This window comes from Streptococcus orisratti DSM 15617 (assembly GCF_000380105.1).
Classification (GTDB): domain Bacteria; phylum Bacillota; class Bacilli; order Lactobacillales; family Streptococcaceae; genus Streptococcus; species Streptococcus orisratti.
This window is the reverse complement of sequence record NZ_KB904515.1, coordinates 19,077-45,881: the sequence shown is the minus strand read 5'-3', so window position 1 is coordinate 45,881 and position 26,805 is coordinate 19,077. Positions and strand designations below refer to the sequence as shown.

25 protein-coding genes are annotated in these 26,805 nt (G+C 40.3%); 2 read left to right on the top strand and 23 right to left on the bottom strand.

The genetic code is table 11. From position 1 onward, the window contains the following. Window positions 1-2: 2 nt before the first annotated feature. From A3I7_RS0111055 to pbp1b, 17 genes are all read right to left on the bottom strand, one after another. Window positions 3-458 (bottom strand): CAAX protease, encoded by a 456-nt coding sequence (locus A3I7_RS0111055; RefSeq protein ID WP_245538860.1) that lies wholly within the window; start codon window positions 456-458, stop codon window positions 3-5. Further along, the gene (locus A3I7_RS0111050) at window positions 455-649 is read right to left on the bottom strand and encodes a hypothetical protein (protein ID WP_018376811.1); all 195 of its coding nucleotides are present in this window, start codon (window positions 647-649) and stop codon (window positions 455-457) included. Before A3I7_RS0111050 ends, A3I7_RS0111055 begins: the two co-directional genes overlap by 4 nt. Window positions 650-660: 11 nt before the next feature. Then, window positions 661-858: a helix-turn-helix transcriptional regulator gene (locus A3I7_RS0111045; protein WP_018376810.1), complete on the bottom strand. Its 198-nt coding sequence runs from the start codon at window positions 856-858 to the stop codon at window positions 661-663. Between the two features lie 364 nt (window positions 859-1,222). Next, complete coding sequence (locus tag A3I7_RS0111040) at window positions 1,223-2,416, bottom strand: acetate kinase (RefSeq protein WP_018376809.1); 1,194 nt, start codon at window positions 2,414-2,416, stop codon at window positions 1,223-1,225. 51 nt (window positions 2,417-2,467) lie between these two features. Continuing rightward, window positions 2,468-3,424 (bottom strand): class I SAM-dependent methyltransferase, encoded by a 957-nt coding sequence (locus A3I7_RS0111035; protein WP_018376808.1) that lies wholly within the window; start codon window positions 3,422-3,424, stop codon window positions 2,468-2,470. Between the two features lie 53 nt (window positions 3,425-3,477). Then, a complete protein-coding gene (gene comGG / locus A3I7_RS12905) occupies window positions 3,478-3,834 on the bottom strand; it encodes a competence type IV pilus minor pilin ComGG (RefSeq protein ID WP_018376807.1) in 357 nt (118 codons plus the stop codon). Continuing rightward, window positions 3,812-4,273 (bottom strand): competence type IV pilus minor pilin ComGF, encoded by a 462-nt coding sequence (gene comGF / locus A3I7_RS0111025; protein WP_018376806.1) that lies wholly within the window; start codon window positions 4,271-4,273, stop codon window positions 3,812-3,814. Before comGF ends, comGG begins: the two co-directional genes overlap by 23 nt. Continuing rightward, entirely contained in the window at window positions 4,233-4,523 is a 291-nt protein-coding gene (gene comGE / locus A3I7_RS0111020; protein ID WP_018376805.1) for a competence type IV pilus minor pilin ComGE, read from the bottom strand. Before comGE ends, comGF begins: the two co-directional genes overlap by 41 nt. Then, complete coding sequence (gene comGD, locus A3I7_RS14665; RefSeq protein ID WP_018376804.1) at window positions 4,480-4,911, bottom strand: competence type IV pilus minor pilin ComGD; 432 nt, start codon at window positions 4,909-4,911, stop codon at window positions 4,480-4,482. The genes comGE and comGD overlap by 44 nt, the downstream gene beginning before the upstream one ends. Further along, window positions 4,883-5,215: a competence type IV pilus major pilin ComGC gene (gene comGC / locus A3I7_RS0111010; RefSeq protein ID WP_018376803.1), complete on the bottom strand. Its 333-nt coding sequence runs from the start codon at window positions 5,213-5,215 to the stop codon at window positions 4,883-4,885. Before comGC ends, comGD begins: the two co-directional genes overlap by 29 nt. Next, the gene (comGB, locus tag A3I7_RS0111005; RefSeq protein ID WP_083907256.1) at window positions 5,216-6,259 is read right to left on the bottom strand and encodes a competence type IV pilus assembly protein ComGB; all 1,044 of its coding nucleotides are present in this window, start codon (window positions 6,257-6,259) and stop codon (window positions 5,216-5,218) included. After that, the gene (gene comGA / locus A3I7_RS0111000; RefSeq protein ID WP_018376801.1) at window positions 6,183-7,124 is read right to left on the bottom strand and encodes a competence type IV pilus ATPase ComGA; all 942 of its coding nucleotides are present in this window, start codon (window positions 7,122-7,124) and stop codon (window positions 6,183-6,185) included. Before comGA ends, comGB begins: the two co-directional genes overlap by 77 nt. A 94-nt stretch (window positions 7,125-7,218) precedes the next feature. After that, complete coding sequence (locus A3I7_RS0110995; RefSeq protein WP_018376800.1) at window positions 7,219-7,584, bottom strand: DUF1033 family protein; 366 nt, start codon at window positions 7,582-7,584, stop codon at window positions 7,219-7,221. 112 nt (window positions 7,585-7,696) lie between these two features. Next, window positions 7,697-9,748 carry a DUF2079 domain-containing protein gene (locus tag A3I7_RS0110990; protein ID WP_018376799.1) on the bottom strand — a complete coding sequence of 684 codons (2,052 nt, stop codon included), beginning with the start codon at window positions 9,746-9,748 and terminating at the stop codon, window positions 7,697-7,699. 176 nt (window positions 9,749-9,924) lie between these two features. Beyond that, window positions 9,925-13,578, bottom strand: coding sequence for a DNA-directed RNA polymerase subunit beta' (rpoC, locus tag A3I7_RS0110985; RefSeq protein ID WP_026217235.1), 3,654 nt, complete (start codon window positions 13,576-13,578; stop codon window positions 9,925-9,927). Between the two features lie 145 nt (window positions 13,579-13,723). After that, complete coding sequence (rpoB, locus tag A3I7_RS0110980; protein WP_018376797.1) at window positions 13,724-17,317, bottom strand: DNA-directed RNA polymerase subunit beta; 3,594 nt, start codon at window positions 17,315-17,317, stop codon at window positions 13,724-13,726. Window positions 17,318-17,574: 257 nt separating this feature from the next. Next, window positions 17,575-19,872, bottom strand: a complete 2,298-nt coding sequence (pbp1b, locus tag A3I7_RS0110975; protein ID WP_018376796.1) for a penicillin-binding protein PBP1B — start codon at window positions 19,870-19,872, stop codon at window positions 17,575-17,577. Between the two features lie 106 nt (window positions 19,873-19,978). On the opposite strand from pbp1b, the gene tyrS reads away from it, so the two are divergent. Both tyrS and A3I7_RS0110965 read left to right on the top strand, forming a co-directional pair. Beyond that, window positions 19,979-21,235 (top strand): tyrosine--tRNA ligase, encoded by a 1,257-nt coding sequence (gene tyrS / locus A3I7_RS0110970; protein WP_018376795.1) that lies wholly within the window; start codon window positions 19,979-19,981, stop codon window positions 21,233-21,235. Between the two features lie 9 nt (window positions 21,236-21,244). Beyond that, window positions 21,245-22,027: a TMEM175 family protein gene (locus tag A3I7_RS0110965; RefSeq protein ID WP_018376794.1), complete on the top strand. Its 783-nt coding sequence runs from the start codon at window positions 21,245-21,247 to the stop codon at window positions 22,025-22,027. Between the two features lie 164 nt (window positions 22,028-22,191). On the opposite strand, the gene A3I7_RS0110960 is transcribed toward A3I7_RS0110965, so the two are convergent. The 6 genes from A3I7_RS0110960 to A3I7_RS0110935 form a co-directional block, all read right to left on the bottom strand. Then, the gene (locus A3I7_RS0110960; protein WP_018376793.1) at window positions 22,192-23,007 is read right to left on the bottom strand and encodes a metal ABC transporter permease; all 816 of its coding nucleotides are present in this window, start codon (window positions 23,005-23,007) and stop codon (window positions 22,192-22,194) included. Next, a complete protein-coding gene (locus A3I7_RS0110955) occupies window positions 22,997-23,707 on the bottom strand; it encodes a metal ABC transporter ATP-binding protein (RefSeq protein ID WP_018376792.1) in 711 nt (236 codons plus the stop codon). The genes A3I7_RS0110960 and A3I7_RS0110955 overlap by 11 nt, the downstream gene beginning before the upstream one ends. Next, a complete protein-coding gene (locus A3I7_RS0110950) occupies window positions 23,704-24,153 on the bottom strand; it encodes a zinc-dependent MarR family transcriptional regulator (protein WP_018376791.1) in 450 nt (149 codons plus the stop codon). Before A3I7_RS0110950 ends, A3I7_RS0110955 begins: the two co-directional genes overlap by 4 nt. Window positions 24,154-24,223: 70 nt before the next feature. After that, window positions 24,224-25,075 carry a 4-(cytidine 5'-diphospho)-2-C-methyl-D-erythritol kinase gene (gene ispE, locus A3I7_RS0110945; RefSeq protein WP_018376790.1) on the bottom strand — a complete coding sequence of 284 codons (852 nt, stop codon included), beginning with the start codon at window positions 25,073-25,075 and terminating at the stop codon, window positions 24,224-24,226. 345 nt (window positions 25,076-25,420) lie between these two features. Further along, window positions 25,421-25,807 (bottom strand): 50S ribosomal protein L17, encoded by a 387-nt coding sequence (rplQ, locus tag A3I7_RS0110940; protein WP_018376789.1) that lies wholly within the window; start codon window positions 25,805-25,807, stop codon window positions 25,421-25,423. 14 nt (window positions 25,808-25,821) lie between these two features. Further along, window positions 25,822-26,760: a DNA-directed RNA polymerase subunit alpha gene (locus tag A3I7_RS0110935; protein WP_018376788.1), complete on the bottom strand. Its 939-nt coding sequence runs from the start codon at window positions 26,758-26,760 to the stop codon at window positions 25,822-25,824. Window positions 26,761-26,805 lie beyond the last annotated feature (45 nt).

Genomic DNA, 26,805 nt, shown 5'->3' with positions numbered 1-26,805 from the left:
TCTTATAACAGTTTTGAAAATATCACTTGTAAGATGACAAAGCCCAACACTAAAACATAAAGCAATACCACTAGCAAAATCGGATAAGACAACGTAATCCCTGTAAATGCAAATAGGGCAATCAAGGCAAATAGAAAGAAAAACAGAAAAACGAGTGTGGCTACCGCTGTCACCATTAAAATACTACTATTGCGCTCATCATATGCTTCAATATACATTTTATGCAAACGTTTTGGATACCTAACAATCAACATAAAATAGATTCCCAAGACCAATAAGCTGAATGTCATACCAGTCATCAGTCCTAGACCAAAGCTACTAAATTTAGCAAAATAAGTGATAACTAATCCAAACAGCCCCAAAACGATGCTGGTAATACCAATATTCTTGAGATAATTTTTATAGGCTTCTTCTGAACGTCTCTTGCCAAAAGTCTGAATCATTTTTAATAACATCATTCTTTCTCCTTTCGTTGCTGCTTAATCATCCGAGTGAAAAAGACCAAGCCCAGACCATTTAACAAGATGCTAGCTCCAATCAACAAACCAGATATAAAAGCAACTTCACGAATAACCAATCCAGACACTAAACAACTCTGACCTGAACAAACCAAAGCAACACATTGAGCAAACCCATTTTTTTCTGACATAATATCTCACCTCACTCTTCTTCAAACAGAAAAACCTCTTCAATTGTTTTTCCAAAATATTTGGCTATCTTATAAGCTAATTCCAACGATGCATTATAACGACCTTTTTCAAGGGAAATAATAGTCTGTCGCGTCACATTCAACTCATCTGCCAATTCTGCCTGACTAACCTTGTTAACCTTACGCAATTCCTGAATTTTTGTTTTCATTACACTCCTTTCATTTTTTGGAAAAATTACACTTGACAGTATTTGCTATACCACTTATCAAAAATATGCTTATTACAGGCTAGGAGGGTATAAGCTATCGTAATAATCAGAACAAGCAGTCATACCCTGAAAACAAAGCCAACCATAACATTTAAAGTAAAGTTTTCTTTACATTTTTAGCATAGTATGCTTTACATTTTTTGTCAAGCTAATTTTACATTTTTTATAAAATTTTCTTCACTTTTAATATTAGGCTTACTCGATAACAAAAAGTAGGATAGTTACCAAGCAAGTCTATAGAAAAACAAAAAAGCTGACCGAATACTCAGCCAGCTTTTCTGGTCTTATCAAATTTTTTGATAACTTATTTAGTTTTAAGGCGTTCTACATCACGCGCAATGACAAGTTCTTCATCGGTTGGAATAACAAAAACTTTCACCTTAGACTCTGAAGCGGTGATAGCACCTTCAACTCCAAAAACATTTTTTTCTGGATCAACATCAATCCCAAACCAAGTCAAGTCATCAAGGACCGCTTGACGGAATGGTACAGAATTTTCACCGATACCTGCTGTAAAGACAATGGCATCAACTCCATTCAAAACAGCAATATATTGTCCAATATACTTTTTCACACGATCAACATACATGTCAAATGCTAATGTGCATTTGGCATCACCCGCATCTCTGCCTTCAATGATGTCACGCATATCACTTGATTTTTCAGAAATTCCAAGTAATCCAGACTCACGATTGAAGATATTACGAATCTTTTCAGCATCAGCCAACTCTGGTTCGCGATCAATCAAGAATGGAATGATAGCCGGATCAAGATCTCCAGAACGCGTTCCCATCATAATACCACCCAGCGGTGTCAAGCCCATTGAGGTATCAATAGATTTACCACCTTTAACTGCTGTAATAGAAGCTCCGTTACCAATGTGGCAAGTGATAATTTTTGTATCTTCAACAGGCTTATCTAGCAATTTAGCTGCTTCTTGAGCAACGTACTGGTGGCTTGTTCCGTGTGCACCATACTTGCGAACTTGATAGTCGTCATAATAACGGTTGGCAATCGGGTAACGATAGGCTACTGCGGGCATTGTTGTATGAAAGGCGGTATCAAAAACAGCAACATTTGTTACGTTTGGTAAGACTTCTTGGAAGGCACGCATAGCAGCAACATGGGCTGGATTATGCAAGGGTGCCAGAGCACTAAGTTCTTCAATTTCTTGGATTTCTTTTTCACCAATCACTGTTGATTCTTTGAAGATTTCACCACCAGCCACTACACGGTGCCCAACGCCAGTAATCTCATCATAATTTGCAATAATATTTAGGCGTAAAAGATCTTCTAAAAGAATCTTAACAGCGACAGTATGGTTTGGAATGTCTGTTGTTTCAGACTCTGATTGACCATTAAACTTAACTGTGGAAATACCATCTGTAAGACCAATACGTTCAATCAAACCTTTGGCAATAACTTCCTCCTCTGGCATTTTATAAAGTTGCCATTTTAAGCTGGAACTTCCTGCGTTAATAGAAATAGTTTTTGACATAATTCACCTCTAAAGCGTTTTCAGAATGTAACCCTATTTTACCATAAATTGTCATAAATTCATATTATCTCTTTTCCAATTTTGAAAATTTTCAATAAAGGTTGTTAACACATTTCGATTTTGCAAGTCAGAGAGGGGATAAACAAAGGTTTCAGGTGTCACATTTGATTGCTTTTGCAAAATAAATATTGACTTAGCATTCGCACTATTGCCAAAAATCGTCTCAGGAAGTGTTATCACTGCAATAACATCAGCATAACCTTTGAGCCAAGACTTAAGTAAATCACTTTGCTGGCTAGTCAGTAATGATACTGGTGCTAAGAATATGGCAACGCCATTTTTTTTGAGGTATTTGAGTGATTGCTCCATCAGTAGATGGTGGGCGTAGGTATGCCCTTCAGCACTCGCCACCTGATAGCGCTTAGCAATATCATCATTGGGATAAAAACCTATCGGCAAATCACTAATAATAACATCACTTTCCTTTAAAATATGCGGACGAACAGCATCTTCTTGTAAGAATTGAGCATTTGACCCCATGATTTCCGCAATACTGGCAGATAAGTCAATCAAGAGGTCATCAACTTCAATCCCCAAATAATCTAATTCCTTGGAACTGTTATTGAGCAGGGTTTGCGCCAAATTCCCCGTACCACTACCTATTTCAAGTACATCAAGCTTATCTGACTTGGTTAAATTTTCCACAAGGTACAAGATGATAAAACCAATCGCATCAGGTGTAAATTGGTGATTAGCTTGCAGTTTTTCCGTTTGCGAAGCCTTGATAAAAATAAATTGAAAAGCGCGTCGCCATTCTTCTTTGGACAAATGGAGCTGGCGCAACCTGTCATTATTAGCTGTAACTTGCTCACTGGCTCCTTTTGCTCCCAGATAAAAAGAATTTTGTTCAATTAGAGCATCGTAAATATGCGTTTTTAAATCATTTTCAATTAACTGGATATTCTCTAAAATCAGCTCGTAAGCTGCTTCAATATTTTCAAAATTCATGATTTCCTCCGCTTCCTATCATATCAAAAAACACATTAAATGAAAAGAAAGCCCTACTTCTCTGTAGAACTTTCCCTCTTCTCTTCAGGTAACTTGGCTGGTGCTTTTTGCTGGAAACGATAACTGTATTCATCTCCCTGTTCCAGATGAATACTCACCTGCAATTGCTCCTTTTCTTGCTTATATCTAGCAAGTCCCTCCTTAAAAACTAGCTCGCCCGAATCATCTTTTGCTAATTCTTTTGTTACTTCAGCCATAAGGTAAGCTCGACTAGCAGATAACTGACTCTGCTGTTGACGCTCCATCGCTACTACACGATTCAAGTAAAACTGTAAAAGTAACACAAAGATGGCAGACATGAACAGAGCATAGAGCAAAATCCCAGCCTTAGACTGCCTCTTCAAAAGCATAAATTAGACTCCTCTCTAGGCCATTTTTAAACGTCAGATTAATTTGAATCATGTTTTCTTTTTGGGAGATTGCAGAGCTTTTCAGCCCATACAGCATGGGTTGATAACCACGGCCATCAGCGTTTGTTTTTCTAAAATCATCTGCCTTAGACTGCCCGAAAGCCAAGGTTTGCCCCGATTTTGTTACATACAGTTTATTGTTTTCAACCTTATCCAAATGGCTAGTCTCTAACTCAGAGCGCAGTTGCTGAGAAAAAAGCAACCAATTGCCATTATCATTATCAGATAAATAATGAACATTAGCTGAAACTGACTTGGTCAGACCTTGGTAGACCAGTATGGAACCTGATAGGACAAAAAGGGCCACTAGACACTCAAGTAAACTAAAGGCGGCTAGCTTAATTTTTTGACACCTGCAAAACAATTCTGCCATTTTCATTAATCGAAATTCCTTCCTTGTTTCTCTCAACATGAACATTAACACCATTTAATATCAAATCTTCCTGATCAGTCTGTACAGCCATAGCAGCAACATTGAGAACTTCTTGTTGATGAAGACTTTCTGCCACCCGCTGACGATTTTTATCAACCTCTCCTAAAACTAGACTAACAATCAAGGCTAGAATGCCCAGAGATAAAAGACTTTCAAGGAGAATGTAGGCTTTTACTGATTTTTTTATAATTACCACTCCCTAGATACAATTGATAAACCACCTCTTTTTCAGATGTTTTAAATGTTACTTTACTCAAAGAGGAATTACCCCCTGCTTGATCAAATTTAACAGTCTGTTGCCCTGAGAAATCCACAGTCTTAGGCAAATGAAGTTCTCCTATACCATTAGAAACTTTTTCAGAAGACAAGTCTAAACTCATACTTTTCTGTTTGGTAATACTTAATTTTTGGGTATCACGGTAGAAATTTTCAAATGAGAGGAAAAACAAGGTTTCCTCTACCTTCTGAAAAGTTCTCGATACCGTTCCTGAAAGACAAAGCAGTAAAAAGCAGGTCACGCCTAAGGTTAAAAGACTTTCCAACAAGGTGAAGGCCTTAGTTTGATACTTGACGACTTGGAGCATCTTTTGGAGGATTGGCATAATAATCATTGTAAGCCTTTTGTTGTTTAGCAGTGATACTACCATCTGACACTAGCTTGCTCAACGTTGCAGTAGAATCATTATTGAGCTCATAAAGCTCCGCTTGACTTTCTACCACTTTAACTACTGCTGCATTGCCTTTTTCATTGATAGCATCTTTTTGCTTGGTCAAATTAGGTACAAAAAGCAACATGAGAACGCTGATGATAAGAAGGACGACCAACATTTCTACCAGAGTGAAAGCGGGTGCAGCCTTTTTCTGTAATTTTCTCCATAATAATTTCATTTAAAATGTTCCTCCCATATTTTGGTACATCGGCAAAAGCATTGCCGCATAAATCATAACAATCACTAAAGCAACAAATACAAAAACCAATGGCTGTATCAGTTGTGTTGCCTGAGTTAGTTTATTAAAAAAGCTTTCCCAGCATTCCTCAGCATAAACATCAAGCTCACTACCCAATTTTGACTTCACTTCACCATACTCGATGATAAGTCCCAGTTCTTTGTTGAAAAAAGAATAATCTAAAACCTTCTGATGAAACTCTCTGCCAGATAGTAGCCCAATTTCCATATCTTCGCCAATTTCTTGAAATAGCCGAGCTTTTTGAGTCTGCATTAGCTGAACGATTTGTGCCAGCTCAATACCTTGCCCGATAAGGTTCCCCCACTCACGCGCATAATAAGCTGTCAGGTAAAGACGGACATACACCCCAAAAACTGGCAAACAACTCATATAGCTCATTAAACGGATGCGCGATAATCTCCTACTGTAAAGGTAAATAGCAAGGATCGTAACTACTAATAAAGCAAAACTCCCTAGAAAAATCATCGGAAAATGATTGATTATCTTGGTTGCAAAATTTCCACCTTGCAACTGCGGCAGCAGATAATTTTTCAATCCCAGCATAATCAAAATCAAAAATGTCAACAGAATTAGGGGATAAGTTGCCACTTCAATCACTTTTTTTCTAACCTTAAAAACCTCAATCAAATAGCTTTCTATTTTTTGCAAACTTTTTCTGGTGTTACCATGAACATCGGCCAAGGCCAGCTGGGTAACTACAGTGTCTGAGAAGCCCAATTTTGCTAACATTTCAGCCATTCCAAGCCCACTCAATAAACTTTCCTGCATACAGTCTGTGTACTCGTCGGCCAAGAGCTGACTACGTCTCAGAAAATCAACCATTTCTGTCAAATTAAAACCACTTTCCATCAAGTTATTGAAAAGCTGAAGTAGTTTACGTTGCTTCTTAAGCGGTAATTTTTTCGATTTTTGCCTGCGCAGCACTGATATGTCCGTCATGAGCAAGGCTTTCAATTTGCCCATTCCACTTGTCTGCGATATGATTTTGGAAGTCTTTACATGCAAAGTCAATCACACCTCCTCCCCCAATCAAACGCTGGTAGGCAATTAAGCGCAAGCTATTGTCCAGCTCTTCCCGACTGACCCCAAGCTCTAGCAGACGGGCATAAACTCCTTGAATACTCTTAGCGTGAATGGTTGAGAAAACCATAGCTCCCGTCAGACTGGCTCGAATGACCGCCCGTGCTGTTTCGCTATCTCGAATTTCCCCGATGATGAGAATATCAGGACGGTGTCGCAGAGATAGCTTTATCAGATTGTCATAAGTCATACCAATGCTATCGTTTAATTGTAGTTGCAACATATTATCCTGCTTAATCTCAACTGGATCTTCAATGGTAATAATTTGCTTGTCTGGAAATTTCTCCGCAATCAGCTGGTACATGAGAGTGGTTTTACCACTCCCAACTGGACCCGAAAAAAGGTAAAGTCCTCGACCACCAATCGCCTCCATAATATTGTGCATGCCATTAAACCAATATTTCAAATCATGACGACCCGAGTAGAGCAAGCGAATGACCAAACTCTCACGCCCACGATAATCTCCCACACTGGAAAGTCTGAGCGAAATCTCCTCTTCATCTGAAAATGGGTAATCACAGGATCCCAGTTGACTACGTCGTTTCTCTCCGACATTCATCCCAGATACAAACTTAAAATGACTAATCAAACTCATCATTTGCTCTGTGTCATAATCGTTGATAAAGCGGCGTTCGTCTCCAATCCTCATATAAAGCTCATAATTCTCAGATAGAGGTATCATATAAATATCCTGGGCATTGAGTGCCACAGCCTCACTGATAATCTTTTTTGCCATGTCTTGAACCATAATAACCTCCTCACCATAACTATTCGCAGGCAAAGAAAAAAACTCTGCAAAAATACAAAGTTTTTATTTCTTATCGAAATCTGTTTAAGTCGTTCTAATGTTTTACGGCACAGTTTGAGGGGCGGGTAGGGTGGTCGTTGGAACTCTCAAAAGTCGGCAATTCATAAGTCATTGCAAGTTCCTTACCATCTTTTAACAAGAGTAGAGAATAGTATTGCTGTAAATAGTCATCGCACTCCTCACACCACCGTTGCTCCTTTTTATCCCAAAAGGCCGCCAGAAGATTTTTACGACTTTGATAGCTCGGCAAACAATTTTTCAAAAATTGCCACTCCGCTTCATAAACCAACAAAGCATCCTCAAAACACTCGAAACTTAGTTCCGCAATGATATCATCTTGCCAATTTTCAAGAAACCACCAAGGTTCCCAGTCCCCATACATTTTTATCACTTGATACATAATTTCTTTCCTCTATGAAGTTATTATATAGGAATTGAAATTATTTTGAAAGAAATCTGCTTATTGCTAACTATTTTCTTAAAAAACATTACGAAATTTTTTAGTTATCTTATCAAGGCTTCTCAAGGACTAACACTTGTTTGGTTGATTGAGGAGCTTCCTTGTAGCCTTTTTCATTATAAATTGCGACAACTTTTGATTCTGTGCTTTCGTTTGACTCTGTTACCGAGCGAGGAACAACAACAAGATCTATAGTATTATCAAATTTCCTATCGTTGTGATAAAACACATCATATAGCTCCCTCACTCTGCGGAGATCTACTGTGTAAGAATGGTAAGCTAGTACGCGTTTATTCGAATCAATCGTTGATAAGACATAATGAACGTCATCATATCGCTCACTATCTCGACGATAAGCCAACATATCTTGTGACCAACCGTTAATATGAGTGTAAAGAACACCAACAGACATCAAAACAGCCACACTAAGAAAACTGAGGACTGTTTTGCACAGTTTAAATATTTCCTTAGCCTGAGTGCTTTGCCAAATTGCTTCCAAGGCCAAAAGCGACATAAACAACACTAAAACATTTGTCCCATAGCTGTACTGAAAACCAAAATCCACCTGATAGAGCCAGTTAGATAGCAGGTTAATCACTACAAGGGGAATAAGGAGAAGATAGTTGACCCATTCCTTTTGGAGAATAGGGAGGAAGGCCTGAGTTAAAAAGAGGATAAAGATATACTTCAATTTGGCCTGAGTAAAGAAGCTAGCAAAAGTATAGGTTGGACTGAGGAAGATGTTTTCCAAAACTTTTAGGAAACCTTTTTGACCACCTGGCAAAAAATTATCAATATCAAACCGCCCAGCCATCACTCCCTCACCAAAATGATTCAGAATAAAAAGAGAGATGGCAAAGTAAAGCATCGGAAAAATCAACTGGCTAAAGACGATGGTCAACTTGGAGCGTTGGGACTGATCAAATCGCTTTTGCAAGAGGAAGTAGAGACCGACACTGACAACATAAATAAAGGCATCTTCCTTAATCATCAAGGTCAGAAGTACAATAAGTCCTAGCTGCCATTTCCACTGACGCATATTGGCATAAATCAACCAAAGCAAGAGTGGAACTAGGAAGCAATTTTCATGCAAATGGTAAGCACCTGCTGTTGTCATAGCTGGGGTTACCAAAAACCATAGCAGAGCTAACGGTTTAGTAAATTGCGGGAAGTCCATTTTCTTAAGAATAAGATATAGAGGAATCAACCCTGAAAAAACAATCAAAACTTGCAAAACTTCTAATGTTTCACCGTATGGAAGCAAGTGATAGATGGGGAGCATTAGGTAGTAAATCGGGGAAATGTGCACATTAAAATGTGATAGAAATTTATCTCTCTCCAAGGTAGTTATTTGTGATAAATCCCTACGCATACTTTCAAACATCTGTGTGAAAATGCCAATATCAAACGTTGACACTGATAAAGTTGTCACCTTATAGGCACTCACTAGACAGATATAAGCAATATAAGCGATACACACTATACCAACCAAAATATACAAGCAACGAGCCAGATGTCGATTACTTAATAACTTTTCAATAAAACTATCAGGTAGATGTTGACAAAGAATATAAGCACAAACAATATAGAGCATGACCGAAATAATAACCCAAATTCGGTTAATATTCCAAGAACTATTATCAATAACAAAACGCTTGAGATCCATTGCCACTGGATGATAAATCAAATAAAGCAATCTAGGAAAAGTTAACAAAAGGCTAAAGGGAATTAGCTGGCGCCACTTAGTCTTATCCCAAGACAACTTCACATAAACAGCAAATCCCAGTAGAACAAATCCAAAATCAATAAGCAGCGAGGGGCTTTTTATTAAAACGACAAAAAGATAAGCTGCCATAAGGAAAACAAAAGTCTCAGACATCTTACACCACTTCAAACGCCGCTCTGCTAAGTAAAATATAAGACTGAGAGCAAAAACTAGCAAAATTCCTATAAATAGCGGTAGGGTTCGTGCTAGGGTAATAAACTGGACATCACTTGATAAGACTAGCGAACTCAAAAAGGCGTAAAAAAGGTAGGCATTTACCACGGGGAGAATAGACTCCCAGCGAAACTTCTTAGGTAAATATTTCAGTAAATCTGACATCAATAACTCCAATTTCTCATTAAAGTAAAAATCTCAACAATAAGCGTTGAGGCTCCGTTTACTTCACTCTTTTCTCTAGTATAGCTAACCTATTCGCCCCTGTCAATCCTCATAGATGAGAACATCTTTCTTCGATAACAAAAAGCCTGAGATAACTCTCAGACATTTTTACGTTATTAATCAGCTTCTGTAGCTTGTACTTCTTCGGAAGCTTCTTCTGCTGGTGTATTTTCTTCAGTACCATCAAGTGGATCATTGATTGCTTGTGGTTCAAGGTTACGGTAACGTGCCATACCTGTACCAGCTGGGATAATCTTACCGATGATAACATTTTCTTTAAGACCAAGAAGATGATCCTTCTTACCACGGATAGCCGCATCTGTCAGAACTCGTGTTGTTTCTTGGAAGGAAGCCGCTGACAAGAATGAATTGGTTTCAAGAGAAGCCTTAGTGATTCCCATAAGGACTGGGCGTGATGTCGCAGGAATGCCGCCAATGATGACAATATCCTTGTTAGCATCAGTGAAATCGGTGATGTCCATAAGAGTTCCTGGAAGGAGATCGGTATCACCTGGATCCATGACACGAACTTTTCGAAGCATTTGGCGAACCATAACTTCGACGTGCTTGTCACCGATTTCTACCCCTTGGCTGCGGTAAACTTTTTGTACCTCAGCAAGGAGATAAGTTTCAACTGACAAGGTGTCACGCACTTCAAGGAGACGTTTTGGTTGGATAGAGCCTTCAGTCAAAGGCGCACCACGGTGGATTTCATCTCCAACTTGTACTTTCATACGGGCTGTAAATGGCACCACGTACTCACCTGTACCAGTTTTACCTTCTACGAAGACTTTCTTCGTACGAGTTGCAGCATCTTCTTCAATGTCAACAACAGTACCTTTGACTTCGGTAATAACAGCCTCCCCTTTAGGATTACGGGCTTCAAAAATTTCTTGGATACGAGGAAGACCTTGCGTAATGTCAGTATTTGACGCAACACCACCCGTGTGGAAGGTCCGCATGGTCAACTGTGTACCAGGCTCCCCAATAGATTGGGCAGCAACTGTACCGACTGCTTCACCCACTTCAACAGCATCTCCAGTAGCAAGGTTAATACCATAACAATGACGGCAGACACCATGACGGGTATTACATGTGAAGACAGAACGAATAGTCACTTCTTCTACCCCAGCTTTGACAATTTCAGCAGCCGTGTCCTCCGTAATCAAGGTATCAGGACCAACGATAACTTCACCAGTTTCTGGGTGTTTAACAGATTTCTTAGTGTAACGCCCAATAAGACGTTCTTCAAGAGTTTCGGTTACTTCTTTACCATCTGTAATGGCTGTGATGACAAGACCACGGTCGGTTCCACAGTCATCTTCACGAATGATAACATCTTGGGCCACGTCAACCAGACGACGGGTCAAGTAACCTGAGTCGGCAGTCTTCAGAGCGGTATCCGTCATACCTTTACGCGCACCGTGAGTTGAGAAGAACATTTCCAAAACGCTCAAACCTTCACGGAAGTTAGACAAGATAGGCAGTTCCATGATACGTCCATTAGGAGCAGCCATCAAACCACGCATACCGGCAAGCTGTGAGAAGTTTGAGATGTTACCACGCGCTCCAGAGTCCATCATCATAACGATAGGGTTCTTAGGATCTTGTGTTTCAATCAGACGTTTTTCAAGTTCTTCCTTAGCTTCACGCCATGTTGTTGTTACAGCAACGTAACGATCGTCGTCTGTCATCAAACCACGACGGAAGGCTTTGTTGATTTGCTCAACTTTCTCGTGAGCCGCTTCAATAATCTCTGCTTTGTTATCAATGACTGGAATATCGGCAATCCCTACAGTCAAACCAGCAAGTGTTGAATGGTAGTACCCAAGGTCTTTCAAGCGGTCAAGGAAAGCTGATGTTTCAGTTGTACGGAAACGTTTAAAGGTTTCAGCGATGATATTACCAAGATTTTTCTTCTTGAATGGGATATTAATATCCAAACTATCAATAACGGTTTGAATATCTTGTCCTGGTGCCAAGAAGTATTTATCCGGTGTTTTTTCAGTCAAGTTAGCATTATTTGGCTCTTGAAGATATGGTAGGTCATCTGGCATGATATCGTTGAAGAGAATCTTACCAACAGTTGTGACCATAATTTTATGACGTTGTTCATCTGTCCATGGTTTGTTTGGCATGCTGTCAACGGCAATACCAACACGTGAATGCAAGTGAACGTATCCATTGCGGTAAGCCATAACAGCTTCATCACGGTCTTTGAAAATCATACCTTCACCTTCACGTCCAGCATCTTCCATAGTTAAGTAGTAGTTACCAAGAACCATGTCCTGCGATGGGGTTACGACTGGCTTACCATCTTTAGGATTAAGGATGTGTTCGGCAGCGAGCATCAAAAGACGTGCTTCAGCTTGCGCTTCTTCAGAAAGTGGCACGTGGATGGCCATTTGGTCTCCGTCAAAGTCGGCATTGTAGGCTTCACAGACAAGTGGATGAAGACGAAGCGCCTTACCATCAATCAAAACAGGTTCAAAGGCTTGGATACCCAAACGGTGAAGAGTCGGTGCTCGGTTAAGAAGAACTGGGTGTTCTTTGATGACTTCTTCCAGAATATCCCAGATACGTTCGTCTCCACGTTCAACCATACGTTTAGCTGCTTTGACATTACCAGCAAAATCACGTGCAACGATTTCGCGCATCACAAATGGTTTAAAGAGTTCAATTGCCATCTCACGTGGCACACCACATTGATACATTTTCAATGTTGGGCCAACGGCAATAACGGAACGGCCTGAGAAGTCAACACGTTTCCCGAGCAAGTTTTGACGGAAACGTCCTTGTTTACCTTTCAGCATGTGACTGAGCGATTTAAGCGGACGACTACCTGGTCCTGTGATAGGACGGCCACGACGACCGTTATCAATTAAAGCATCTACTGCTTCTTGAAGCATCCGTTTTTCATTTTGCACGATGATACCTGGGGCATTCAATTCGAGCAAGCGCGCCAAACGGTTGTTACGGTTGATAACACGGCGGTAAAGGTCATTCAAGTCAGAGGCGGCGAAACGTCCACCGTCCAATTGAACCATTGGACGAAGATCTGGTGGGATAACTGGCAAGATGTTCAGAACCATCCATTCTGGTTTGTTACCAGATTTGTAAAAGGCATCCAGCACATCCAAACGACGAACAGCTTTCACACGTTTTTGACCAGTTGCAGATTTTAATTCCTCTTTAAGCTCTGCGATTTCAGCTTCAAGATCCACACGTTTGAGCAAGTCTTGAATAGCTTCTGCACCCATTTTAGCCACAAATGAACCGTAACCATATTCTTGTAATTTTTCACGGTATTCGCGCTCTGTCAAGAGAGATTTTGGCTCAAGCGGTGTGTCCATTGGGTCGATAACCACATAAGCTGCGAAGTAAATAACTTCTTCAAGGGCACGTGGACTCATATCAAGGGTAAGTCCCATACGCGATGGGATACCTTTGAAGTACCAAATGTGCGATACTGGCGCTTTCAATTCAATGTGACCCATGCGTTCACGACGAACTTTAGCACGAGTTACTTCAACCCCACAACGGTCACAAACAATCCCTTTGTAACGGATACGTTTATATTTGCCGCAGGCGCATTCCCAGTCTTTTGTCGGACCAAAAATGACTTCGTCAAAGAGTCCTTCACGTTCTGGTTTGAGCGTACGATAGTTGATTGTTTCAGGTTTTTTAACTTCACCATAAGACCAAGAACGGACTTTGCTTGGTGAGGCTAATGTGATTTGCATACTTTTAAAACGATTTACGTCAACCACTAGTTTTACCTTTCTTTGATTTAGCAATAGCATTCCACAAGGAACGCGCTCTTTTTATCTTTCCAACTTAGGAACAGATACTCTCAAGGCAAACCGCATTTGTTAGTGTTTGCCTTGCTTTCAGAGCTCTTATCTTTACTCTGTCTTAGTCTTCTTCGACAACTTCTGCTGCTGTTTCAGCAGCGGCAGCCACCGCTGCTGCACGTTCCTCTTCTTCTTGTTTTTGGCGGGCTTTTTCAAGTTCCTCGACATGCATCACGTCATCATCTTCACCCTCATCAAGATCACGAAGTTCAACTTCTTGATCATCTTCATCAAGGACACGCATATCAAGTCCAAGGGATTGCAACTCTTTCACAAGAACGCGGAAGGATTCTGGCACTCCTGGTTTTGGAATTGGTTTTCCTTTGGTAATCGCTTCATAAGCTTTCAAACGACCATTAACATCATCTGATTTGTAAGTCAAGATTTCTTGAAGAACGTTTGAAGCACCATAAGCTTCCAAAGCCCACACTTCCATTTCACCAAAACGTTGTCCACCAAATTGTGCTTTACCACCAAGTGGCTGTTGGGTAACCAGTGAGTAAGGACCAACAGAACGCGCATGAAGTTTATCATCAACCATGTGGTGAAGTTTGATCATGTACATGACCCCAACGGATACACGGTTATCAAATGGTTCACCGGTACGACCATCATAAAGGACTGTCTTAGCATCTGAGTCCATACCAGCTTCTTGAACGGTTGACCAAAGGTCATCTGAAGTTGCTCCGTCAAAGACTGGCGTCGCAATGTGGATACCCAAGTTACGCGCAGCCATACCAAGGTGGAGCTCCATAACTTGTCCGATATTCATACGAGATGGCACCCCAAGTGGGTTCAGCATGATATCAACTGGTGTCCCGTCTGGAAGGTAAGGCATGTCCTCAACAGGAACGATACGAGAAACAACCCCTTTGTTTCCGTGACGACCGGCCATTTTATCTCCGACCTTAATCTTACGTTTTTGGGCAATGTACACACGAACAAGCATGTTAACACCCGATTGCAATTCATCACCATTAGCACGTGTAAAGATCTTCACATCACGAACGATACCATCACCACCGTGAGGTACGCGGAGCGATGTATCACGCACTTCACGTGACTTGTCACCAAAGATGGCATGCAAGAGACGTTCTTCCGCAGAAAGGTCTTTTTCACCCTTAGGTGTTACCTTACCAACAAGGATATCGCCTTCTTTAACTTCAGCACCAATACGGATGATACCCATTTCATCAAGATCTTTAAGGGCTTCCTCACCAACGTTTGGAATTTCACGAGTGATTTCTTCAGGGCCAAGCTTTGTATCACGTGTTTCTGATTCGAATTCTTCCAAATGGACAGATGTGTAAACATCCTCTTTAACAAGACGCTCAGACATGATAACGGCATCCTCAAAGTTGTAACCTTCCCATGTCATGTAAGCGACAATTGGATTTTGACCGAGAGCCATTTCACCATTTTCCATAGAAGGCCCATCAGCAATGAAATCACCTTTTTCAACAAGGTCGCCAACCTTAACCAAAGTACGTTGGTTATAGGCAGTTCCTGAGTTTGAGCGACGGAATTTTGTGATGTGGTAAACATCTAGTGAGCCATCTTCGCGACGAACTTCAACTTTTTCAGCATCTGAGAATACAACACGTCCATCGTGTTGGGCGATAACCGCAGCACCTGAGTCATGAGCAGCTTGATATTCCATACCTGTACCGACATAAGGCGCATGTGGATCAATCAATGGAACAGCCTGACGTTGCATGTTGGCACCCATAAGGGCACGGTTGGAGTCGTCATTTTCCAAAAACGGAATACATGCAGTTGCTACCGCAACTACCTGTTTAGGTGATACGTCCACATAATCAACAATACTTGCAGGAAATTCTTGGTTATTCCCTTGATGACGTCCCATGACAATTTCGTTAGCGAATTTGCCATCTTCAGTTAATGGTGAGTTTGCTTGAGCCACAGTGTACTCATCTTCTTCATCAGCTGTTAACCAAACAATCTCATTTGTGACAACACCTGTTGCACGGTCAACCTTACGGTATGGTGTTTGGATGAATCCATACTTGTTCAAATGACCATAAGAAGACAAGTTGTTAATCAAACCGATATTAGGTCCTTCAGGGGTTTCGATAGGACACATACGACCATAGTGAGTGTAGTGAACGTCACGCACTTCGTAACCAGCGCGATCGCGGGTCAAACCGCCAGGTCCCAAGGCTGACAAACGACGTTTGTGAGACAACTCAGAAAGTGGGTTGTGCTGGTCCATGAACTGTGACAACTGAGATGAACCAAAGAATTCTTTAACCGCTGCTGTCACTGGACGAATGTTAATAATACCTGTTGGTGTCAATACTTCATTATCTTGAACTGACATACGTTCACGAACATTACGTTCCATACGGGCAAGACCAATACGGAACTGGTTTGCAAGCAATTCACCAACGGCACGAATACGACGGTTTCCAAGGTGGTCAATGTCGTCAACCTTACCAATTCCTTCGGCCAAATTGAGGAAATAAGACATCTCAGCCAAAATATCAGCTGGAGTAAGCGCACGCACCTTGTCGTGTGGGTTAGCATTACCAACGATTGTAACAACGCGATCTGGATCCGTTGGAGCCACAACCTTAAATTTTTGAAGAACAACAGGTTCTGTTACAACGGCATAATCATTTGGTGTGTAAACAAATTTGTTAAGGTCTCCGTCAATGTAGTCAGCGATGGAATCAATCACATCACGAGTCATGACCGTACCAGCTTCAACAAGGATTTCACCGGTCTCTCCATCAACCAAATTTTCTGCAATCGTTTGGTTCAAAAGACGCGTTTTAAGATTAAGTTTCTTGTTAATTTTATAACGACCAACAGCTGCTAAATCATAACGTTTTGGATCAAAGAAACGAGCTATCAACAAGCTGCGTGAACTGTCAGCCGTTTTGGGTTCACCTGGACGAAGGCGTTCGTAAATTTCTTTGAGGGCTTCATCCGTACGTGAATCTGCAGGATTTTTGTGAATATCTTTTTCGATAGTATTGCGAACCAATTCGCTCTCTCCAAAAATATCCAAAATCTCATCATCTCCAGAGAAGCCTAGAGCACGAACTAGAGTTGTAAATGGAATTTTACGCGTACGGTCAATACGTGTATAGGCGATGTCTTTTGAATCAGATTCTAATTCTAACCATGCCCCGCGGTTAGGGATAACCGTTGAACCATATCCAATCTTACCGTTTTTATCCACTTTATCATTAAAGTAAACACCTGGAGAACGCACCAACTGAGAAACAATGATACGTTCACCACCATTGATGATGAAAGTTCCCATTTCAGTCATGATTGGAAAATCACCAAAGAATACTTCCTGAGTTTTGATTTCTCCAGTTTCTTTGTTTACTAAACGGAAAGTAACAAAGATTGGCGCAGAGTATGAAGCATCATGGATTCGTGCTTCTTCTAAAGTGTACTTAGGCTCCTTTAGTTCATAACCAACAAACTCCAATTCCATAGTATCTGTAAAGTTAGTGATTGGAAGTACATCTTCAAAAACTTCTTTTAAACCATTATCCAAGAAGTCCTTGAAAGAGTCTGTTTGAATTTCAATCAAATTTGGTAAATCAAGAACTTCTTTAATTCTTGAAAAGCTACGACGGGTACGATGTTTCCCGTATTGAACGTCATGTCCTGCCAAAATATTAACTCCTTCTATGTGTTTGGACTTGCTAAGCAAGTCAAGCAACAAAAATCGCTCGTCTATGTGTGAATTTTTAGAAACTTTAAATATAAGTTACATTTCTTATATTTCCTAAAAATAGGCACAAAAAGAGCAGCTAAATCGGACTTTAAAGTTTGATTTAACTGCTGTAAACCTTGGTTGGACAATATTTCAACCAAAGAAGACGACAAATATCTAAGATATTATACCTTATTTTTCTCAAAAAAGCAAATTTATTTCTTATTACCTAAACTTGACCAAGCCTTAGCATAATCACTATCCGTACCTCCGATAGCAAATTTATAGGTCATGGTGCCTGGACCGCCCTGAGCCCAGTAACTAACGGTTGTTTCACCTCCAACAGTTATACTACGACCATTAACTGTCACGGTTCCTGCCTGTAATCCAGTCGATTTCAAAACTGTTGCCTTGATGACGCTAGAATCCAAACTGAACTTGTCAGAATTTCCAAAAATATTTGGAGAAGCTTGATCAATAGCATTGACGAGATTAGCCATGTAATTGGCGTTGTTATTGTAACCCGTTAAAGCGGCCATTGAATGGTTGTCATCATGTCCGGCCCAGCCCCCCAAAGTTACCTTAGGAGTAGCCAACATCAGCCAAACGTCTGACGTTGAGTTGGTGGTCCCTGTTTTACCAATCCAATCCGCATTTGCCAAACTAGCATTCAAACCTGCTAGACGTGATTTAAAGGTTGTCGTTTTGCCAGAACTAATTGGGCCTCTCAAAAGGTCTTGCAAAATAGTGGCGGTTGCCTTAGAGAAAACACGAACAGGTTTAGACTCATGTTGGTAGATAACAGTCCCATCACTTGTAGTGATTTTTTCTATAAGGTACTGTTCTTGATAGTTTCCGTTATTTGCTACCATCTGGTAAGCATTAGTCTGAGTAGCAACAGAAACTTCAACACCACCTCCCAATGGCAAACTTTCAATATTGTAATTGTCAATATCATAGCCCATCTTATTCATGTAATCTTCAACATCAACACCTTGATTCAGCAACTTTTGATACGTCCAATAGGCTGGAATATTCCAAGAAACATTCAGCGCTTCCTGAAGGTTAATCATTCCTGTACCTTCTTCGTCTCCGTGCATGATTTTTTCACCACTTGAGAAGGTCGTCGGGTAATTGGACAAGACACTGGCACTCCCCATTATTCCCTGATCAATTGCTATTCCGTAAGGCAAGATTGGTTTAATACTTGACCCTGGTGAGCGTTTGGTATCAAAAGCGTGATTATTCTGATTACTAAGGTAATCCCTACCTCCGATAAAACCAAGAACTGCACCTGTAGCGTTATCCATTAGAACATTCCCCATCTGAACAGTTCCTGTTCCATCATCTAGTAAAGCACCAAACTGAGCAGCAGCGGATTGCATTGCATCATTAACAGCTCTATCAATCGTGGAAGTTACCGTGTAGCCACCTTGCTGTAATTCGCTCAAAGCACGCTTTTTATAGCTTTCTTTGGTTGCATCATTTTTCAAATCTTGTTCTGAAACTTGATCGCGTTGAATCAAGTAGTCATACATAACATCCTGAGCGGCCGATAATACCGTATAGTAGAGAAAATCGTGGGAAGTGGTTGAAGCGGCTTCTGGCTGTTTAAAGTCTTGAACAACATTATAAGACTTATATTCCTCATACTCCGCCTTTGTTAAATAGCCTGCGCGGTACATATTGTAGAGTACATCCTTCTGACGTTTCAGACCATAAGCCATATCTTCCTCAGATTTCAATTGACCATCTGACATGTACGGAGAATAAACAATTGGACTTTGTGGCAGTCCTGCCAAGAAAGCAGCTTGAGGAACTGTTAAATCCTTGGCTCTTACTCCAAAAATTCCCTGCGCTGCCTCTTCAATCCCTGCAATATTTTGTCCCTTATTATTACGCCCAAATGGCGAAACATTAAGGTAGTCTGTCAAAATCTCATCCTTGCTCATATAACGTTCTAAGGCCAATGCGTAGATAATCTCCTTAGATTTACGTTTAAAGGTAGGATCATCTCCCAGAACTTGCTGTTTCAGCAATTGCTGTGTCAAAGTCGAACCACCACTTGATTCTCCAAACCCGAGCACTGAAGCTAACGTAGCACGAAAAACTGCCTTTGGAACCACTCCTTTGTGATGCTCAAAATTTTCATCTTCTGTGGCAATAATAGCATGTTTGATATTATCAGAAATATCTGTGCTCGCAACAGGTGTCCTCAACAAATCTGAATCTATTTGTCCGATGGCAGAACCATCAGAGTAAGCCAACTGAGAAATACGAGTCAGAGAACTCACTTGACTAACCAAGCTGTCTTTACTCGGTACTTTGATTGTATCAATTTGACTTGCCAGATAGCCAAAGGCCATACCTGTTCCCAACATCACAAAGAGCAAAATGATGACATAAGCAAAATCAATCATCAGCTTCAGAGTCCGTAAAAAAACTGCTCCAACATCCAATACCGTCAAAGTATGCTTTTCGCTTTTTTTCTTATTTTTCTTTCCTTTGAACATTAAAATACCTCACTTTTCATTATACCAAATTTTCAACAAGCTTGCATAGTAGCACTAATTTTTGATATAATAGCCTGTAAATCAATAAAGATAAAGGAGAAAGCTCATGAATATTTTCGAAGAACTCAAAGCACGTGGCTTGGTCTTTCAAACGACTGATGAAGAAGCCCTAGTAAAAGCATTAACAGAAGGGCAAGTATCCTATTATTCTGGCTACGACCCAACTGCCGACAGCCTGCATTTGGGGCATTTGGTACCAATCCTCGTCTGCCGTCACTTGCAATTAGCAGGGCACAAACCTTACGCTCTAGTTGGTGGAGCTACTGGTCTGATCGGTGATCCCTCTTTCAAAGACGCAGAGCGCAGCCTTCAAACCAAAGAAACGGTAGAGGGATGGGTTACTAAAATCCAAGGTCAACTCTCTCGTTTCCTCGATTTTGAAAATGGTGACAATAAAGCCGAAATGGTTAACAACTACGACTGGTTTGGAACCATTAGCTTTATCGACTTCTTACGTGATGTCGGAAAATACTTTACCGTTAACTACATGATGAGTAAAGACTCTGTCAAAAAACGTATCGAAACAGGGATTTCTTACACCGAATTCGCCTACCAAATCATGCAAGGTTACGATTTTTACGAACTCAACCGTACCCATAATGTTACCCTCCAAATCGGTGGTTCTGACCAATGGGGCAACATGACAGCAGGTACTGAATTGCTTCGCCGTAAAGCAGATAAAACAGGACATGTCATGACTGTTCCACTCATCACAGACTCAACTGGAAAGAAATTTGGTAAATCAGAAGGTAACGCCGTTTGGTTAGATGCCGACAAGACGTCACCATATGAAATGTACCAGTTCTGGCTCAATGTCATGGACGATGATGCTGTCCGTTTCTTGAAAATCTTTACTTTCTTATCCCTTGATGAGATTGCAGAGATTGAGGAACAATTTAACGCTGCCCGTCATGAACGTTTAGCCCAAAAAATCTTGGCCAAAGAAGTTGTGACACTTGTACACGGTGAGGAAGCTTACATGCAGGCTCTCAACATCACAGAGCAACTATTTGCAGGAAATATCAAAAACCTCTCTGCTAAGGAACTTAAACAAGGTCTTAGCAACGTACCAAACTACGCCGTACAAGCTGACGATAACCTTAATATCGTCGACATCTTAGTGGCTGCTGGCATTAGTCCATCTAAGCGCCAAGCTCGAGAAGATGTCCAAAACGGTGCCATCTACATCAATGGAGAACGTGTACAAGATCTAGATTACAGCCTTTCTGATAGTGACAAGATTGACAACGAATTAACAGTTATCCGCCGTGGGAAGAAAAAATATTCTGTCTTGACCTACTAGGAGAACGACATGCAGAAGGTGAAAGAAAAGACAGAAAAACAAAAGGATTGGAATGACTACTTTGAACAAATGGCACAAGAGGCCAGCCTCCTTCATCCCGAGTTAGAGAAGCTATCTGCCAAGGAACGGCAAAAGGCTCTAGAACAAGTCTATCACGATGATGAAATACGTCGTGCCAAACGCTTGAAAGAACATATAGAGGTCTTCTCTGATGCCGTTATCGGAGTGATTATCACCATGATGTTGTTAGAAATTCCGCTACCAAGCGATACCATTGATTTACATCATTTTTTAACAGGTATCCTTATCTTCTTTGTATCCTTTTTCATCGTAGCGGATTTTTGGTATGATAACCACAAGATTCTCGGTCAGATTGAACATGCAACCAGTAAAATCTTAATTGTTCAATTCAATTTTATGGCAACACTTGCTCTCATCCCCCTCTTTACAAGATGGATGATGGAAGGCATTACAACAAGTGCAGTTGTTGGATATGGTATTGTCACGATTGCAGTTAATCTTTGCCAGTCAATCTTAAATTATTTTGTCATACAAGAAAAGTTTTCTGGAACGACTTACACGCGCAAATTTGCCTCTGTCGCCCATTTACGTCAATTACTAACGGTTGCTATTTTCAACCTTACAGTTATTATATTTGCCTACTTTAACCCAACAGTTGCCTTTTATTTCTATATCTTAAGGCCAATAGTCTCCTTCTTAGGAGCTGCTTTCTTTGAAAAGAAACACCAAGAACGGTGGCGAAAAAATAAGAACACTTCACTGATAATTTAATGAGGCTGGGCAAGACATCCATGACAGTCATTGCCTCATCTTCTCTTGAATTAATGATAGTTCCTACTACAAAAAAGATTGGACTCAAACCAATCTCCTCAATTCTATATTAGATACAGGTAACAAACACTCTTAAAAGGGTGTTTGTTTGTCATTTGTCCAAGTTATGATGCCTTGATCAAGCGATTAACCAAACTAACCAAAACAAATAAGGCAATAAATATCATTGTAATAGTTGCACTAGCAGGTGTTTCCCAATAATACGAAATAACAATTCCTGCTACCATACCAACAAATCCAATGATAATTCCTAGGAAAATAACCGACTTGAAGTTCTTTCCAATTCTCATCGCAATACTGGCTGGTAAAACCATAATCGTAGATACCAACAAAGCGCCTGCCGCAGGAATAGTCAAAGCAATTGCAATACCAGTAACAATGTTAAATAAAATTGACATCAGCCGAACAGGTAAGCCGTCAACAAAAGCAGTATCCTCATCAAAAGTCAAAATGTACATCGGACGAATAAACAAGAGTGTCAACACCAAGATAATGGCCGCAATGACAAAAAGTGCAACAACTTGCTCCTGACTAATCGTAATAATCGAACCAAAGAGATATTGTTCCAAACTCATACTGCCAGCATTATCCGACTTGCTCATAATAATCAACGAAACTGCCAAACCAAGCGACATTAAGATGGCTGTGGAAATTTCCATGTAATGCTTGTAAACCGTCCTCAAATACTCCAGTACAACAGCCGCAAGCGTGACAACCACGATAGTTGACCAAGTCGTTGAAATTCCTAGTAAAATTCCAAAAGCTACTCCAGCCAAAGAAACGTGGCTCAAAGTATCGCTCATCAAACTCTGACGCCGTAAAATTAGGAAAATCCCTAAAATCGGTGCAAAAATACTAATAGCAACCACCGCCAAAACAGCACGTTGCATAAAATCATATGCAAAAATCTCAGTAAGCATGGCTGTCCCCTTTCTGGTCATTCTCATGAACATTGAAACAACGCCAAGGTAAATCTTGATTGCGTACCAAATGAATATTTCGGTCCGCATATGCCTTGACCTCCTCAGGATCATGCGTAATCATAAGGACTGACTTCCCATGTTTATGAGCACTATGGTGCATCAACTCATAAAAAGTCGCCGTTGTTCCAGCATCCATACCAGTCGTAGGTTCGTCCAAAACAAAAATATCAGGATCAGAAGCAAACATACGTGCAATCACCGCGCGTTGTTTTTGACCTCCTGACAAGCTACCGATACGCTTATGGCGATTCTCCCACATCCCTACCGCTTCTAAACTAACCTTAACATGTTCATCGTCATGCTTATTTAAACGACGAAACCAGCCATTACGCGGATAACGACCCGACTTAACAAATTCATAAACCGTTGAAGGGAAACCTGCATTAAAACTAGCAATTTGTTGAGGCAAATAAGCCAAACGTAGTTTCTTTCCATCCTTGTTGGTCTTAGAGATAGTGACTGTACCAACCTTTGGTGTCAATATTCCTAGTGTTGCTTTAATCAGAGTTGACTTTGCAGCACCATTTTCACCTGTTAGAGTTACAAACTCTCCACTGTCTAAATAATAATTGATTCCTTCCAGAACAGGATCACTATCATACTGGAAGGTCAAATTGTCCACCGTAATATACCTCATGCTTCTCCTTCTAATTCGTTAGAAAAAAGCTCCAAAAAACGACTAACCACAAGCTGCTCATCTTCAGAAAACTGACTAATCAACTTACTATAAACATCCAAAGTCTTATCGTGATGATGCGTGTGTTCATGAGCAATCGGCTGCGCTAACTCTGTCAACTCAAAATAAGTCACACGCGCATCCACCGCGTCTTTCTTAGCAGCCAGCATTTCCTGAGCCAGCAAACTCTTAATAGCCTTAGTAATCGCTGCTTGGCTGACATTTAACTTTTTAGCCAAGTCAGAATTAGTTAAACGTTCTTGTGATAAGAGCATCAAAATATGCTCCTGAGTGTTGGTCAGTTTAACACCACTCTCACAGGACCCAAAAAGTAGTTCGTGCTGATTTTCCGCCTTCAACAAAATCTGATTAACCAAAGCATCAATTTGTTTCTCTAGTTGTTTCATACGTTCACCTCTATTTATTAACCAGTTAATTATATCAAAAAGTAAAAAAAGAATCAAATATCTCTGACTCTTATATCGTCCTCACCTTATAAACTTCCTTACAGAAACCTCGCATGCCATTAACAACTCGGTCTGCTCGTTTCTCGCTCGGACAAAGGGCAAAAACTGTTGGTCCACTCCCCGTCATCAGAGCCACGTCAGCTCCACATTTCATCATTTTATCTTTTATTTTTTGGATAAATGGCTTGCGCGAAATGGTGACGTCCTCCAACGAATTTCCCATGTGCTCAATCATAGCTTTATAATCCTCAGCCAAAATAGCAGCTTTTAAAGCTTCAATATCCACACGAGAAATAGTGTTACAGTCAATCTCTGAAAAAATAGTTCTTGTTGAAACTCCAAAGTCAGGTTTAACCAAGACTACCCAAGACGATAAATGGGTATTCAAACATTGAACAACCTCCCCTTTACCAGTAATCAAGGCACAGCCAGCATCCAAACAATAAGGGACATCACTGCCAATAGCAAAACCAATCTCTATCATCTCATCCTTAGAAAGATTGAGCTCCCAAAGCTTGTTCAGAGCTCGAATTGTCGCAGCTGCATCCGTAGAACCTCCACCTAGGCCAGCGCAAATAGGAATAGATTTTTCTAAAACAATCTTGACACCCTTTTTAATCCCATAACGCTCCTTTATCAGGGAGGCCGCTTTAAAGACATCATTTCTGGCATTTAAAGGCATCTTATGGTTGTTAGATTCCATGATAATACCATCAGTTTCAAGATCAGAAACTGTTACATAGTCATTCAAATCCACACTAATCATAATCATAGACAATTCATGATAGCCATCTTCATGTTTACCGATAATATCTAATCCCAAATTGATTTTTGCTGGTGCTCTTTCAATAATACTAGTCATAGCCCTTCCTTTAATTGCTAGTTACTAGTATTATAACAGAAAAACTTAAAAGAACTCAAAAGTTTACTTTAAAAACAACAAGATAAGGCCGGGAAAACTCCTCGACCTTATCTCAGCTAGCTTCAAAAGTGTCGCTGCCACACCCCACTTCAATTGATAACGATCGAAAAAACGCCTGCTTACGAAGTGCTTCTAAAAATAGAGGCATTTCGTAAACAAGCGTTAATCATTACCAATATGATGAGTGTTACCGCTGAGATAAACTCAGCGGTAGACCAGAGCTAGACTAAGGATATCTAAATAGATAAAACCCATCATCATAACACTCAACAAAATTGATAAAAATTATACTAATTCAATAATTGCCATTGGAGCAGCATCTCCACGGCGTGGTTCTGTTTTAAGGATACGAGTGTATCCGCCGTTACGTTCAGCATAACGAGGTGCGATGTCATCAAAAAGTTTTTGAAGAGCAGTTTGTGATGTATATTTATCAGTTGCTTCATCATAGTTTTCTGATGCAATTTCATTACGTACAAAAGCTGCTGCTTGACGGCGAGCATGAAGATCACCACGTTTACCTAGAGTAATCATTTTTTCAACTGTTTTACGGATTTCTTTAGCACGAGCTTCAGTTGTTACAATGGATTCGTTAATTAAAAGATCTGTTGTCAAATCACGAAGCATTGCTTTACGTTGTGAGCTAGTACGTCCTAGTTTACGGTAAGCCATTTTGTCCTCCTATTTTATTTATCGTTTTTTAAGCCGAGACCAAGATCAGCAAGTTTAACTTTAACTTCTTCAAGACTCTTGCGTCCAAGGTTCCGAACTTTCATCATTTCAGGCTCAGTTTTCTCTGTCAAATCAAACACAGTGTTAATACCTGCACGTTTAAGACAGTTATATGAGCGTACTGACAAATCAAGTTCTTCGATAGTTCGGTCAAGCACCTTTTCATCGTTCACTTTTTCAACTTCCTTCATCACATCCGTTGCTTTAGCAACATCCGTTAAATCAGTAAAGAGATTCAAGTGTTCAATCAAAACACGAGCTGATAGACCTATTGCATCTTCAGGAATGATTGTGCCATTTGTCATGATTTCAATAGTCAACTTATCAAAGCCATCATTGCTACCTACACGAGCTGGCTCAACTTGATAGTTAACTTTTTTCACTGGTGTGTAAATAGAATCCACAGCCAATGTCCCCACTGGAGCATCATCTTTTTTATTACCTTCTGCTGGAACATAACCTCGGTTAGTATTGACAGTCATTGTAGCTTTAAGACTGTGGCCTTCAGCAATGGTGAAAAGATAATGATTTGGGTTCACGATCTCAATGTCGCTATCCGTTAAGATATCACCAGCAGTGATTTCTGCAGGACCTTCAACGTCAAGTTCGATAATTTTTTCGTCTTCAACGTATGATTTTACAGCAAGCCCCTTAATATTAAGGATGATTTGCATCACATCTTCGCGTACACCTGGGATAGTATCAAATTCGTGGAGTACTCCATCAATTTTAATTGATGTTACTGCAGCACCCGGAAGTGATGACAAAAGTACACGACGAAGAGAGTTACCTAGAGTTGTACCATAACCACGTTCAAGCGGTTCGATGACAAATCTGCCGTAATCTTTATTTTCATCAATTTTTGTTATTATTGGTTTTTCAAACTCAATCATTTATATACTCCCTCGAAACGAATCTTGTGTACTATTGACAATAAT

Excerpts from the sequence above, each read along its gene's own strand:
- pbp1b (WP_018376796.1), bottom strand. The coding sequence starts at position 19,872 with ATGTTCAAAGGAAAGAAAAATAAGAAAAAAAGCGAAAAGCATACTTTG.
- A3I7_RS0110960 (WP_018376793.1), bottom strand. The coding sequence starts at position 23,007 with ATGCTTACTGAGATTTTTGCATATGATTTTATGCAACGTGCTGTTTTG.
- A3I7_RS0110950 (WP_018376791.1), bottom strand. The coding sequence starts at position 24,153 with ATGAAACAACTAGAGAAACAAATTGATGCTTTGGTTAATCAGATTTTG.
- comGF (WP_018376806.1), bottom strand. The coding sequence starts at position 4,273 with ATGAAAATGGCAGAATTGTTTTGCAGGTGTCAAAAAATTAAGCTAGCC.
- comGD (WP_018376804.1), bottom strand. The coding sequence starts at position 4,911 with ATGCTCCAAGTCGTCAAGTATCAAACTAAGGCCTTCACCTTGTTGGAA.
- A3I7_RS0110965 (WP_018376794.1), top strand. The coding sequence starts at position 21,245 with ATGCAGAAGGTGAAAGAAAAGACAGAAAAACAAAAGGATTGGAATGAC.
- A3I7_RS0111050 (WP_018376811.1), bottom strand. The coding sequence starts at position 649 with ATGTCAGAAAAAAATGGGTTTGCTCAATGTGTTGCTTTGGTTTGTTCA.
- A3I7_RS0110995 (WP_018376800.1), bottom strand. The coding sequence starts at position 7,584 with ATGTATCAAGTGATAAAAATGTATGGGGACTGGGAACCTTGGTGGTTT.
- A3I7_RS0111040 (WP_018376809.1), bottom strand. The coding sequence starts at position 2,416 with ATGTCAAAAACTATTTCTATTAACGCAGGAAGTTCCAGCTTAAAATGG.
- ispE (WP_018376790.1), bottom strand. The coding sequence starts at position 25,075 with ATGACTAGTATTATTGAAAGAGCACCAGCAAAAATCAATTTGGGATTA.
- comGA (WP_018376801.1), bottom strand. The coding sequence starts at position 7,124 with ATGGTTCAAGACATGGCAAAAAAGATTATCAGTGAGGCTGTGGCACTC.
- A3I7_RS0111055 (WP_245538860.1), bottom strand. The coding sequence starts at position 458 with ATGATGTTATTAAAAATGATTCAGACTTTTGGCAAGAGACGTTCAGAA.
- A3I7_RS0110935 (WP_018376788.1), bottom strand. The coding sequence starts at position 26,760 with ATGATTGAGTTTGAAAAACCAATAATAACAAAAATTGATGAAAATAAA.
- rplQ (WP_018376789.1), bottom strand. The coding sequence starts at position 25,807 with ATGGCTTACCGTAAACTAGGACGTACTAGCTCACAACGTAAAGCAATG.
- tyrS (WP_018376795.1), top strand. The coding sequence starts at position 19,979 with ATGAATATTTTCGAAGAACTCAAAGCACGTGGCTTGGTCTTTCAAACG.
- A3I7_RS0110955 (WP_018376792.1), bottom strand. The coding sequence starts at position 23,707 with ATGAGGTATATTACGGTGGACAATTTGACCTTCCAGTATGATAGTGAT.
- A3I7_RS0111045 (WP_018376810.1), bottom strand. The coding sequence starts at position 858 with ATGAAAACAAAAATTCAGGAATTGCGTAAGGTTAACAAGGTTAGTCAG.
- A3I7_RS0111035 (WP_018376808.1), bottom strand. The coding sequence starts at position 3,424 with ATGAATTTTGAAAATATTGAAGCAGCTTACGAGCTGATTTTAGAGAAT.
- comGC (WP_018376803.1), bottom strand. The coding sequence starts at position 5,215 with ATGAAATTATTATGGAGAAAATTACAGAAAAAGGCTGCACCCGCTTTC.
- A3I7_RS0110990 (WP_018376799.1), bottom strand. The coding sequence starts at position 9,748 with ATGTCAGATTTACTGAAATATTTACCTAAGAAGTTTCGCTGGGAGTCT.
- comGG (WP_018376807.1), bottom strand. The coding sequence starts at position 3,834 with ATGCTTTTGAAGAGGCAGTCTAAGGCTGGGATTTTGCTCTATGCTCTG.
- comGB (WP_083907256.1), bottom strand. The coding sequence starts at position 6,259 with ATGGGCAAATTGAAAGCCTTGCTCATGACGGACATATCAGTGCTGCGC.